The 12,341-nt window shown below is 62.8% G+C and carries 12 protein-coding genes and 2 tRNA genes; 9 read left to right on the forward strand and 5 right to left on the reverse strand.

Going from position 1 to position 12,341, the window contains the following annotated elements; all coding sequences use genetic code 11:
- A partial coding sequence (locus ISF28_RS29950; protein WP_198120833.1) for an IS3 family transposase occupies positions 1-93 on the forward strand: 93 nt, incomplete at its 5' end.
- A gap of 72 nt (positions 94-165) precedes the next feature.
- Here the strand turns inward: ISF28_RS29950 and ISF28_RS29955 are convergent.
- The 5 genes from ISF28_RS29955 to ISF28_RS29975 form a co-directional block, all read right to left on the reverse strand.
- On the reverse strand, positions 166-1,377 hold the full coding sequence (locus ISF28_RS29955) for a DesA family fatty acid desaturase (protein ID WP_198120834.1): 1,212 nt from the start codon (positions 1,375-1,377) through the stop codon (positions 166-168).
- A 151-nt stretch (positions 1,378-1,528) separates the two neighbouring features.
- Entirely contained in the window at positions 1,529-2,866 is a 1,338-nt protein-coding gene (locus ISF28_RS29960) for a mechanosensitive ion channel family protein (protein ID WP_198120835.1), read from the reverse strand.
- A 9-nt stretch (positions 2,867-2,875) separates the two neighbouring features.
- A complete protein-coding gene (locus tag ISF28_RS29965) occupies positions 2,876-4,174 on the reverse strand; it encodes an RsmB/NOP family class I SAM-dependent RNA methyltransferase (RefSeq protein WP_198120836.1) in 1,299 nt (432 codons plus the stop codon).
- Between the two features lie 20 nt (positions 4,175-4,194).
- Positions 4,195-4,806 (reverse strand): phosphoribosylglycinamide formyltransferase, encoded by a 612-nt coding sequence (gene purN / locus ISF28_RS29970; protein ID WP_198120837.1) that lies wholly within the window; start codon positions 4,804-4,806, stop codon positions 4,195-4,197.
- A gap of 75 nt (positions 4,807-4,881) precedes the next feature.
- Positions 4,882-5,331, reverse strand: a complete 450-nt coding sequence (locus tag ISF28_RS29975) for a barstar family protein (protein WP_198120838.1) — start codon at positions 5,329-5,331, stop codon at positions 4,882-4,884.
- A 160-nt stretch (positions 5,332-5,491) separates the two neighbouring features.
- Between ISF28_RS29975 and ISF28_RS29980 the strand changes: the two genes are divergently transcribed.
- The 8 genes from ISF28_RS29980 to ISF28_RS30015 form a co-directional block, all read left to right on the forward strand.
- Positions 5,492-5,740, forward strand: a complete 249-nt coding sequence (locus ISF28_RS29980) for a hypothetical protein (protein ID WP_198120839.1) — start codon at positions 5,492-5,494, stop codon at positions 5,738-5,740.
- Complete coding sequence (locus tag ISF28_RS29985; RefSeq protein ID WP_198120840.1) at positions 5,731-6,252, forward strand: glycine zipper 2TM domain-containing protein; 522 nt, start codon at positions 5,731-5,733, stop codon at positions 6,250-6,252. The genes ISF28_RS29980 and ISF28_RS29985 overlap by 10 nt, the downstream gene beginning before the upstream one ends.
- A 155-nt stretch (positions 6,253-6,407) precedes the next feature.
- Positions 6,408-7,196 (forward strand): spermine/spermidine synthase domain-containing protein, encoded by a 789-nt coding sequence (locus ISF28_RS29990; RefSeq protein ID WP_198120841.1) that lies wholly within the window; start codon positions 6,408-6,410, stop codon positions 7,194-7,196.
- A 6-nt stretch (positions 7,197-7,202) separates the two neighbouring features.
- Entirely contained in the window at positions 7,203-8,999 is a 1,797-nt protein-coding gene (gene tfpB, locus ISF28_RS29995) for a type IV pilus assembly ATPase TfpB (RefSeq protein ID WP_198120842.1), read from the forward strand.
- Between the two features lie 80 nt (positions 9,000-9,079).
- A tRNA-Lys gene (locus tag ISF28_RS30000) sits at positions 9,080-9,155 on the forward strand.
- 310 nt (positions 9,156-9,465) lie between these two features.
- Positions 9,466-9,541, forward strand: a tRNA-Lys gene (locus ISF28_RS30005).
- Between the two features lie 331 nt (positions 9,542-9,872).
- Positions 9,873-11,702, forward strand: a complete 1,830-nt coding sequence (gene tssF / locus ISF28_RS30010) for a type VI secretion system baseplate subunit TssF (RefSeq protein WP_198120843.1) — start codon at positions 9,873-9,875, stop codon at positions 11,700-11,702.
- A 197-nt stretch (positions 11,703-11,899) separates the two neighbouring features.
- Positions 11,900-12,341 (forward strand): contractile injection system protein, VgrG/Pvc8 family (locus tag ISF28_RS30015; protein ID WP_267876992.1); only part of this gene is annotated, 442 nt, incomplete at its 3' end.

Genomic DNA, 12,341 nt, shown 5'->3' on the forward strand with positions numbered 1-12,341 from the left:
GATTACATTCACTATTACAATCACGACCGCATCAAGCTCAAACTAAAAGGGCTGAGCCCTGTGCAATACAGGACCCAGCCCTTGGCTACCTAGCAAACTAACCGTCCAACTTTACGGGGTCAGTTCACGCGGGAGCCGTCTCGTCATGCGCCGGATGCCAACCGCTTATGCGTAGCTGCGCAGGCGCATCGAAAACTCTTGCAGCGACTTGATGCCGGACGCTTCGGCGCGCGCGCACCAGTCCTGCAGCTGGTGCAGCAGCTGGTCGCGGGTCGAGTGCGAGCGTTCCCAGATCGCGCCCAGTTCCACGCGCATCTCGTGCATCGTTTCGAGGACTTTGCTGTGCTGGAACAGCTCGACCAGCTGCGCCTGTTGCGGCGCCTGCAGCTTGGCCGGTTCGCGCTGCATCAATTTGCGCGCGCTCCTGAGGAAGCGCGATTCCAGCTCCGCCTTGTGCTTCAGGTGCTCGACTTCCTCGCGGAACGCGTGCTTGACGGACTTGGCGTATTTCGCCATCACGTCGTAGCGGTTGGCGATCACGGATTGCAAGGTGTCGAAGTCGGCTTCCAGCTTGTTCTTTTGCAGCCGCGGCTTCGGGATCGTCTTCTTGACCTTGGCCAGGCCCACCATCTCCATCGTGCGGATGTACGCCCAGCCGATGTCGAACTCATACCACTTGCTCGACAGCTTGGCCGACGTGGCAAACGTGTGGTGGTTGTTGTGCAGCTCTTCGCCGCCGATGAGGATGCCCCACGGCAGGACGTTCGTCGCCGCGTCGTTGCAATCGTAGTTGCGGTAGCCCCAGTAGTGACCGATGCCGTTGATGATGCCGGCCGCCGTGATCGGGATCCACAGCATTTGCACGGCCCAGATCGTGACGCCGATGACGCCGAACAGCGCCACGTTCAGCGGCAGCAGGATTGTCACGCCCAGCCAGCTGTACGGCGTGTACAGCTTGTTCTCGATCCAGTCGTTCGGGCAGCCGTGGCCGTATTTTTCCAGCGTTTCCTTGTTCCTGGTTTCGGCGCGGTACAGTTCCACGCCTTCCAGCAACACCTTCTTGATGCCGTGCGTCACCGGGCTGTGCGGGTCTTCCACCGTTTCGCACTTGGCGTGGTGTTTGCGGTGCACGGCGGCCCATTCCTTGGTCACCTGGCCCGTGGTCATCCACAGCCAGAAACGGAAGAAGTGGCTCGCGATCGGATGCAGGTCCAGCGCACGGTGCGCCTGGTGGCGGTGCAGGTAAATCGTCACGCCGGCGATCGTGATGTGCGTAACGACCAGCGTGTACACGACCATCTGCCAGACCGACAGGTCGAACAGACCGCCATCCAGGAAGGACAGCACGGTGTGCAGGGTGTTGCTCAGGAAATTCATCGAGACTCCACTAAGGATGAGGTAGTGCCGTTCTTTCTATGGAACAGTCGATATGACAAGAATGTCACGCAACGATGCATGACGCAAACACGCATTTTACGCGGAACCCGTGCCGCACGGCACCGTATTGACGCAAACCGTGCGCGCCCCGTCAAGAATTCTGCGCCGGCTGCGTGATTCGCGCCACAACGGAAGCTATATGGGAGTCAAGGAGCCGCGTATCAACGGATGGATAGCCCAATTTGATGGCGCCGGAATGCACGAGGGCATAAATCTTCTTGTTAATTTCCGCAACGACACCACCCTGCCCGTTTTCCGGATCGGCGATCCAGAATCCCAGGTCGAGTTCGTAGCCGTCCGGGCCGAAGCGGGCCAGCGAAATGCCGGGCGCCGGGTCTTCCAGCACGCGCGGCGTGCCGACGGCCTGCGCGACCAGCAGCGGCATCACCTGGTCCAGGTCGGAGCCGTAGGCGACCGTGATCCTGGTCGACGCGCGCACGCGCGGCGTCGACAGCGACTGGTTCTGCACCGGACCGGAAATCAGCAATTCGTTCGGGAGCACGGTCTCGACGCCGTCCAATCCCTGCAGCACCGTGTAGCGCGTGTTGATCTGGGTGACCTTGCCGGTGAATGTGCTGACCGAGATCATGTCGCCGACCGACAGGCTGCGCTCGAGCAGGATGATGAAGCCGGACACGTAGTTGCTGGCGATTTTTTGCATGCCGAGTCCGAGGCCGACGCCCAGTGCGCCGCCGAACACGGACAGCACGGTCAGGTCGATGCCGACCAGATTCAGGCTCACCAGCACGGCGGACACGATCAGCAACGCGCGGCCCAGGCGCGCCAGCGCCGCCCGCAGCGAGCTGTGCAGCGCATGCACGCCCATCAGCCGCTCTTCCAGTGCGGCGCCGGCCCACAGCGCCAGCATCAGCGCCGTCACGACGGACGCGACGGCCTGGACGATGTCGGCCAGCGTCACGCTGCTGGATTTCTTGGGGCCGAACTGGATCCTGTAACTGTCGAGGAAATCGAAGATCTCCGGCCACAGGCCCGTGATGTACAGCGCCACGGCCAGCCAGGCGACCAGCGCGAAAATCCGTTCGAACGTGACGAACGCCTGCCCCAACGGTCCGTGCCGCGCGAACACGCGGCGCAGCAGGTAGAACACGAGGCGGATCGCGGCCAGCGACCAGAACACCGAAATCGCCACCTTGACGATGTTCGTGTGGAAGTGGCTGTTAGTCAGAACGAATTGCGCCAGATACAACAGGCCGACGACGAGCAGCGGCGCCACGACGCGCGTGAAGCTCTCCACGCCCGTGTGCAGCAGGCTGCCGTCCTCGCCCCGGCGGCGGCGCCACCACACGCGCACCAGTTGCGCGCTGAGCCAGCCGATCAGGATGCAGGCGACGATGGCCCCGACCTGCCGCGGCATGCCGGGGCGGCTCAGGTCGCCTAACAGATCGTAGATCAGGCTGGTCAGCGGCATCGGCTCCGCTTACTCCGATGCGGCGTCGGCGGACTCGTCGACCGGCGTCTTGGCGGCTGCGGCCTTGCGCTCCAGCACGGCGGCGAAGAAGCCGTCCGTGCCATGCTTGTGCGGCAACATCTTCAAGTAATCGCCCATCTCCAGCGGGATGCGCTGTTCAGCCAGAACCTTGTGCATCGGCACCAGCTCGAAATCCGGATGCGACGCCAGGAAGCCCTGCACGATCGCGTCGTTTTCGTCGTCCAGCAGGCTGCAGGTCGCGTAGACGAGGCGGCCGCCGAATTTCACGAGGCGCGCGGCGCCGTCCAGGATCGCCGCCTGCTTTGCCGTCAGCTCGGCGATGCCCTCGGGCTGCTGGCGCCATTTCACGTCCGGATTGCGGCGCAGGGTGCCCATGCCGGAGCACGGCGCGTCGACGAGCACACGGTCGATCTTGCCGGCCAAACGCTTCACTTTCGCGTCACGTTCGTGGGCGATGACGACCGGATGCACGTTCGACAGCCCGCTGCGCGCCAGCCGCGGCTTCAGCTTGGTGAGGCGCTTTTCCGACACGTCGAACGCATACAGGCGGCCGGTATTGCGCATGATCGCGCCGATGGCCAGCGTCTTGCCGCCGGCGCCGGCGCAAAAGTCGACGACCATCTCGCCGCGGCGCGCGCCCAGCAGCTGGGCCAGCACCTGGCTGCCCTCGTCCTGCACTTCGATCGCGCCTTCCTTGAACAGCGGCAGGTTCTGCAGCGCCGGCTTCTTCCAGATACGCAGGCCCAGCGCCGAATACGGGGTCGGCTCGGCCGCGATCGGCGCCGTCGCCAGTTCGGCGATGACCTTGTCGCGGTCGGACTTCAGCGAATTCACGCGCAGGTCCAGCGGCGCCGGCGTGTTCAGCACGGCGGCCAGCGCGAGCGTTTCTTCCTCGCCGTACTGGGCGACGAATTTGTCGTACAGCCAGTCCGGCAGGTTGGCCAGCTTCTTCGGCGGCAGCAGCGAACGGTCGATCTCCTTGATGCGGGCCAGCAAGGCGGTTTCGTCTTCCGTCAGGCCGCCCAGCGAGTCGGCGCCGATGGCCTCGGCCATGCCCAGCAGGGTGAGGCGGCGCATCGTCGCGCCGGCGCCGGCGAAATCGGTGAAGAACGATTTATTGCGCAGCACGGCGTAGACGCACTCGGCGATGGCGCCGCGCTCGCGTCCGCCGAGGCGGGAATGGTCCTTGAAGTAGCGCGACAGGGTGACGTCGGCCGGCGACGTAAAGCGCAGGATCTCGCGCAATACTTCTTCAGCATTGCCGAGTATCGCGGGGGGCAATCTCATGGTGTTCCTTGGATATGGGGTCAGGGGGTCGCGGCGATGCGGACCTCGCCGTCTTCGATGCTGAGCCTGTCTTCGATGAACAGGCGCACCGCTTGCGGATAAATGACATGTTCTTCGGCCAGCAGGCGCTGCGCCAGGCTGTCTTCCGTATCGCCCGGCAGCACGGGGATGCGCGCCTGGATCACGGCCGGACCATGGTCCAGCTCGGCGGTGACGAAGTGCACGGTCGCGCCGTGCTCTTCCACGCCTGCGTCCAGCGCCTGCTGGTGCGTGTGCAGTCCGGGAAACAGCGGCAGGAGCGACGGATGGATGTTCAGCATGCGGCCCGCGTAGTGCTCGACGAACGGCGCCGTCAGGATGCGCATGAAGCCGGCCAGCACGACGAGGTCCGGTTCGAACCGGTCGATCGTTTCCTGCAGGGCAGCGTCGAACGCTTCGCGGGTCGGGAATTCCTTGTTGGGGACGACGGCGGTCGGAATGCCGTGGCTTTGCGCGAACGCGAGGCCCTTGGCGTCCGGCTTATTGCTGATCACGGCGGCGATGCGGGCCGGCCAGGCTTCGGCCTGCTGCGCGCGCACGATGGCTTCCATGTTGCTGCCGCGGCCAGAAATAAGGATCACGATATTTTTCATAAGCGCGCATTGTAACCCGAGCCGCTCTGCGGGCCCAAGCAAGGAAATGGCGCCGGCAGCGGCGGAAAACCGCCCTTATTCGAACGGACGGGCGCCCACCCATCCGACGGATTGGAGCGATTGCGGCTCTTCGAACGAATAAAACACGCGGAACGGGACTTTTTTCTCGGCCCAGAATTCGGCCGCGTCGCGGAATACATCGAGCAGGGTTTCGCGCGCTTCCTTGTCGAATTTCTGGGTATTCGGCAATTGGTCCAGCACGGCGATGAAACCGGGTTGCGGTCCGGCGTCGGCAATGACTTCGGTGAGGCAGTTGCGCAGCGCGTCGAAATTCTTGCTGCACGGTTTGGGGAAATAGAATTGCTCGCCGATGCGGGCGCAGACTTGCTGCTTCGTCAGTGCGTTCGAGCACAGGGCATAGAGAAAGTGATGACCCAGGCGCATCGCCTCCTTCTGCAGCTCCGGTGCACGGTAAGCGCGGATGGACTGCACAAGATTCGGCGGTACTCTCATCAACAAACTCATTTTTTCCTCAAGTCACCCAGTCTGGTTCTGCTGCCCCAGCGCGCGGTGGTTTGCGGAAGCGGCGGGCTTGTTCGCTTTCTCCTGGTCTCGTTTCCACGCGCCAATAAAACCCCAAAGTCTCCTAAGGGTAACGTTTTGTGGTAATCGAATCAACCCGAATATGGAAGAGCCCGTCATATTTGTAAAAAAAGACGAGTTTTTTCATCCATTGTTGGCGCTTTTTCCACGCTTTTCTCCTCTGAACGCGGCGTTTGGACGCGACTACCTGCTGTTACATTTTGTTGCCACACGGATCGTAAAAGACAACCAACCGGCGCTAAGATTCAAACGTGGCGAATCGCCTTTCACCGATACCAACAGATACAACAGATCAGCAGCACCACCAAAACGAGGTATGACATGCATTTGAAAGCCAAACTGATACTTTCCGCCGTGAGCGTGTGCGCCCTGCCGTTGGCCCAAGCCCAGTCTGGCGATTTCGAAGACTTCGGCCGCGTGGTGCGCGTCCAGCCGCGCATCGAACAAGTGCGTACGCCGCGCCAGGAGTGCCACACGGACTATGTCCAGGCCCCGGTCCAGCAGCAGCGCAGCCAGGCCGGCACGGTCCTCGGCGGCATCGCCGGCGCCCTGCTGGGCAGCCAGGTCGGCGGCGGCAACGGTAAAGTGGCGGCCGCCGCGGCGGGCGCGATCGCCGGCGGGATGATCGGCGACAACGTCGACAACAACGGCCGCAACTACGCCCCGCAAGTGCAGGAACAGGCCGTGCAGCGCTGCCGCACCGTCGAATCCGTCCAGGAACGCACCAACGGCTACGACGTGACCTACGACTACCGCGGCCACACCTACACGACCGTCATGAACCGCGATCCGGGCAACCGCGTGCGCCTGCGCGTGTCGGTCGAGCCCGATCAGTACCAGTAATACTTCCGGTGCGGGGGACTCCCCCTTCTCCGCACCGTCGGCTTCCTCCGCAGCGTCTGCTGCCATCCACGGCGCTTCGTGCGCTTGCATCACAGCGCTTTCTTGCGCTGTGATGCTTCCGCCCCCGATAATAGGATGTTCCCTTCGCTCATCCTATGCTCATCAAACGCAAATCCATCGAACAGGCCGAATCGTCGCGCCGTCCCGCCCGCAAGCCGAAGTTTGCGCCCGTCACCCTGTCCGAACAGGACGGTGTGCGCTACCTCCATTTCGGTACGGAATGGGTGCAAGGCGCCATGCGCATCCGCAAACCGGACTGGCCGGAACTCGAGTACGCCCAGCAGATGATGGCCTGGATGCTCTTCATCGACGACCCGCGGTCCATCGTCCAGCTCGGCCTCGGTGCCGCAGCTTTGACCAAGTTCTGCTACCGCCAGTTCCCGCAGGCGCAGGTGACGGCCGTCGAACTGAATCCGTCCGTGATCGCGATCTGCGCCTCGATGTTCAAGCTGCCGCCGGAAGACGAGCGCCTGCGCGTGCTCGAGATGGACGCGATGGACTTCGTGCTGGACGACGCCAACCACGATGCGATCGACGTCCTGCAATGCGATCTGTACGACGCGACGGCGCGCGGCCCCGTGCTCGACACCCCCGAGTTCTACCAGGCCTGCAATGCCTGCCTGACGGACCGAGGCGTCATGACCGCCAACCTGTTCGGCGACCATCCGAGCTTTGCGAAAAACATCAAGGCGATGCGGTTCGCGTTCGACCACGTGATCTGCCTGCCCGAAGTCCACGAAGGCAACGTGGTGGCCCTCTGCTTCAAGACGAAGCCGGACCTCGATCCCGCCCGCCTCGCCGCGCGCGCCGCGCAGATCGTCGCGGCGACCAAGCTGCCGGCCAAGTCGTGGGTCAAGGGCATCGCGGCGGCCGGCAAGGACTAGCCACCCATGACCACAGCCGCGTCCACACCGAAGCAGAAACCGAAGGCACTCGACCTGCAGACGATTTTTTCGTGGCTGCTGGCCGACGGCATCGTCGAAAAATCAACCGTCAAGCCGCATTTCGCCCAGGCGCAAGGCATTCTCAAGAATGCGGTCGGGTCGATGCATCCCCTCACGGCGATCGCACAGTGCAAAATCGTCTCGGCAATAGCGCCTCATAAACTGCTCACCCTGGACGTGCTCAGCGAATGGTGCGCGGGCAAGGTCGGCCTGCCGTTCTTCCGCATCGACCCGCTCAAGATCGATTTCACCAAGGTCGCCGACGTGATGTCGGCCAGCTATGCGGCGCGTTTCAACATCCTGCCGGTGGAACTGGGGCCGGGCACGCTGGTCGTCGCCACGGCCGATCCGTTCCGCACCGAATGGCAGGACGAGATCGCGCGCATCGCGCGCCGCCGGATCGAGCTCGTGATCGCGAATCCGCTCGACATCGCGCAATACATCTCGCAATTCTTCAGCCTCGCGAAATCCATCCGCGACGCGAACAAGTCGAGCGGCCAGGACCTGGCGCTGCGCAACAACTTCGAGCAACTGGTCGAACTGGGCAAGACCAACAAACAGGTCGACGCGAATGATCAGCACATCGTCAACATCGTCGACTGGCTGTGGGGCTACGCGTTCGAGCAGCGCGCGTCCGACATCCACCTGGAACCCAAGCGCGACGCGGGCGTCATCCGCTTCCGCATCGACGGCGTGCTGCACCAGGTGTACCAGGTGCCGGCCGTCGTGATGATCGCCATGACGGCCCGCATCAAGCTGCTGGGCCGCATGGACGTGATCGAAAAACGCCGCCCGCAGGACGGCCGCATCAAGACGCGCACGAACGACGGCCAGGAAGTCGAATTGCGCCTGTCGACGATGCCGACGGCGTTCGGCGAAAAACTCGTGATGCGCATCTTCGATCCGGAAGTCGTCGTGAAGACCTTGCCGGAACTGGGCTTCCCCACCGACGACGCGGCCCGCTGGGATGCGCTGACGCGGCGCGCGCACGGCATCATCCTCGTCACCGGCCCCACCGGCTCCGGCAAGACGACGACGCTGTACACGACCCTGAAGGCGCTGGCCACGAGCGAAGTCAACGTGTGCACGGTGGAGGACCCGATCGAGATGGTCGAAGGCTCGTTCAACCAGATGCAGATCCAGCCCGGCATCGACTTGTCGTTCGCGGACGGCGTGCGCGCGCTGATGCGGCAGGACCCGGACATCATCATGGTCGGCGAGATCCGCGACCTGGAGACGGCCGAAATGGCGATCCAGGCCGCGCTGACGGGCCACCTCGTGCTGTCGACGCTGCACACGAACGACGCCCCGTCGGCCGTCATGCGCCTGCTCGAACTGGGCGTGCCCTACTATCTGCTGGAAGCGACCCTGATCGGCATCATGGCGCAGCGCCTCGTGCGCACGCTGTGCCTGCACTGCAAGGCGCCGGACGGCGAGCTGTCCGACGAAGTCTGGAGCGCGCTGGGCGGCGCCTGGAACCTGCCCAAGCCGGCCACCGTCTACCGCCCCATCGGCTGCCCGGAATGCCGCCAGACGGGCTTCCGCGGCCGCACGGGCCTGTATGAACTCGTCACCGTCACGGAAGCGTTTTCGCACCTCATCCAGGAACGGACGGACCTGGCCGCGCTGCGCCAGCAAAGCGTGGCCGACGGCATGAAGCCGCTGCGCATCGCCGGCGCGTACAAGGTCGCGGAAGGCGTCACGACGGCCGAGGAAGTGCTTAAAGCCACGGTAGCGCATTAGGCGCTACCGTGGAGTGGCGCACTGATTTACGTTACCTCTGGCGTAAATCAAAACGGCCCGCTATAATGCGTGCCTTCTTCGGGTCGTTAGCTCAGTTGGTAGAGCAGCGGACTTTTAATCCGTTGGTCGCTGGTTCGAGCCCAGCACGGCCTACCAAGATTCAACGAAAACGCCAGCCTTCGGGCTGGCGTTTTTGTTTTCCCATTTAGAACAGTACGTTGCCACTGAGCAACCAAATATTATTCCCCGGTACCTATACTTGGTAGCGTCAACGCGGAAAACGAACATCTGTTCCGCTCTTCGCCGGGAGCCATCATGCGTACTCTGTCGACCCTTTTCGCCGCCACGTTTGCCGCGGCCTTCGTCCTGAGCAGCCTCGCCATTTCCGCCGCGACGTCGCCGGCCCGTCCGGCGAAACAGGAGCGCTAGTCGAACCGGGGCCGAGCCGCTATAATGCGGCCTCTTCGGGTCGTTAGCTCAGTTGGTAGAGCAGCGGACTTTTAATCCGTTGGTCGCTGGTTCGAGCCCAGCACGGCCTACCACGAATTTGCAGTATCAAATCAGGGCGTTACGAGTGATCGTGACGCCTTTTTTGTGTCCGCGGCGGTCCGGCCCACGTGCCGCAGGTCATACCATCTGAAATCCGCGATACCGGCCCGCTTCAGCCGACGCGTGATACCGGGAAGTGCCGATACCACGATACGCTCGATGTCGTCGGGCGATCCAGCTTGTTCCCCACAATAATTCGTTGATAGTTCGCAACTTTACCCTTTCCCAGAAGGGAATAATGGCGCTTCTCTGCACCACGTTCCAGCCGCTGCTCCAGCAATATTCGATCCAGCGCGTACGCCGCGCACCTTGGGCACAACGATCATGGACGAACTGTTTGCGCAGTACGAACGCGAGCTCAGCACCATGCGCCAGCTTTGCCGCGAATATGCCGAGCGCTATCCGAAGGTCGCCGCAAAACTCCAGCTCGGCGGCGAAGCCTGCGACGATCCGCATGTCGAACGCCTGATCCAATCCGTTGCTCTGCTGTGCGCCCGCGTGTCAAAACGCCTGGACGACTCGTATCCGCAATTTACGGAGGTGCTGCTCAACCTCCTGTTTCCGCACTGTCTCCGGCCATTTCCCTCCTGCGCGATCGTGCGCTTTCTCCCGGCCACCCGAAGCGCTGGCAGCGGCACTCAAACCCTCCCGCGTGGGACTTTGCTGGAGTCGGCACCGGTCCGCGGCGTGAACTGCAAATTCCAGACCGCATACGATGTCACGCCGTCACCGGCTGTCATTGCCGCAGCCTGGTTCGATGCGATCATCCGCGCCCCGTCTTCGACCAGATTGCCGTCGGGCGTGGCGGCGTCGATCGGCATCGAGTTCGAATCCGCAGCCGTCCTGCTTGCAAAGACCTCGCCCTTGCGGGTCTATCTCGACGGCGACGCCTCGTTCTGCGCAACGCTGCGCGACGCGCTGTTCATGCGGACGGCATCGGCTTACGTGCAGGCAGGCGCGGACGGAACATGGACGCCCCTCGCTGCGATACCGATCGCACCAGTCGGCTTCGCCGACGATGACGCCTTGCTCCCGTTCGACGCCCGCTCGCACCGCGCCTACCGGATGCTTGTTGAATACTTCGCCTTTCCGGAAAAGTTCAACTTCTTCGACATCGACTTGGCCTCGCTATGTGCACGGTTACCCGCGGATTGCACGCGCTTCATACTGCATCTGGGGCTGGCGGGGATACCACCAAGTTCGGACCAGGCAAGGACGCTCACCGGGCTATCGGCGCAAAGCCTGATCCCTGGCTGTACGCCGGTCGTCAATCTGTTCAAGCAACCGGGTGTTCCGATCGGCTACAGCCCGCAAACGACCGAATATTCCGTGCTGGCGCATCCCACGCATGCGGCGGCGTACGAAGTCTATTCGGTGGAGCGCGTCCACATGGTGCAAAAGCGGAGCAAGCACATCGCGCCGGTCGAATTCCGCCCCTTCCACGCGCTCCGGCACGGCGAGAGCGATGCACGCAAAGGGCGTTACTGGCTACTGCGTCATGACGACACGCTGGCAGCGACCAGCCCGGGCCATGAAAAAGTCATCTCGCTCGTCGATATCGACGGTGCGCCGCTCGCGATCGAGAGAATGACGCTGTCGATCGACCTCGCCTGCTCGAACCGCGACCTGCCTTGCCTGCTGAAATCCGGCTCGGCCGGCGGCGACCTGTCCATCCCCGGCGCCACCAAGGGCGCGGCGATTCGTTTTCTTCGCGGGCCCACGCGTCCCCATCGCCTGTCAAATGACCAGGATGCCCACTGGCGACTCATCTCGCACCTGACGCGCAACCATCACTCGCTTGCGACGGAAGGCGCGGACGGCCTGCGCGACATGCTGGCCTTGTACGACTTCACCGGATCGGCGGTATCGCGGCGGCAGATCGCCGGTATCGTCGGGCTGGAGCATGCCGAGGCCACCGCATGGCTGAGGCACAAACGCGGGGCGTCGCTGGCGCACGGAACCGAAGTGCGCCTGACGATCGACGAAGAGGCCTTCGTTGGCGCCGGCCTGTACTTGTTCATACAGATGATGGACCAGTTCTTTGCGCTGTACGTCCAGACGAGCAGCTTTATCGAACTGGTGATCCTGTCACAGCAATCCGGAACAGAGCTGTTCCGATGCAGACCGAGAAGCGGCACCATGCCGCGGTCGTGATCGAGAGCACCTGCTAGCGGCACCATACGGCACGGTTGAGCAAGATCAGTCCCTGCAACTCACACCCGTTGCCATTCTGCCACTCCTGAGACAACAGCGAAGTTCGATTTTTGCCTTTTATCAAGGTCGCCGAAGACCTGTTGGTTACCTTAGCCAATGGCAAATTCTGATACCTGATAAGCCATGGGAGGCAATACATGGATGGAAGCCAAGCGATCGCGGCGGGCGCTGCGCTATCGGCATTCGGTTTCGATGCACAACACGACCGCCTGATGCGCCTGGCCTTCCCCCGCAATGACGGGCCGGATTCCATCCTGCTGCCGAACCGATTAAAGGCGCACGAGGAAGTCTCGCGCTGCTTCCGCGTCGAGGTCGAACTCCTGTCGGACGACGCCCGGATTCCCCTGAAGGCGATGATGGCCAGGATGGTGACAATCTCGCTCGTGCGCGAAGACGGGTCGCTGCGCTACTTCAACGGCTACGTCACCGAATTCCAATTCCTGCGCACCGACGGCGGCTTCGCCTTTTACCAGATGGTGCTCGAACCGTGGCTGGCCTTCGCCAAGCTGCGCAAGGACAACGTGTCCTTCCACGGCAAAAGCGTCATCGAACTGACCGAGCTCACATTTGCCCATTACC

The organism is Massilia rhizosphaerae (genome assembly GCF_016093545.1).
GTDB lineage: Bacteria > Pseudomonadota > Gammaproteobacteria > Burkholderiales > Burkholderiaceae_D > Telluria > Telluria rhizosphaerae.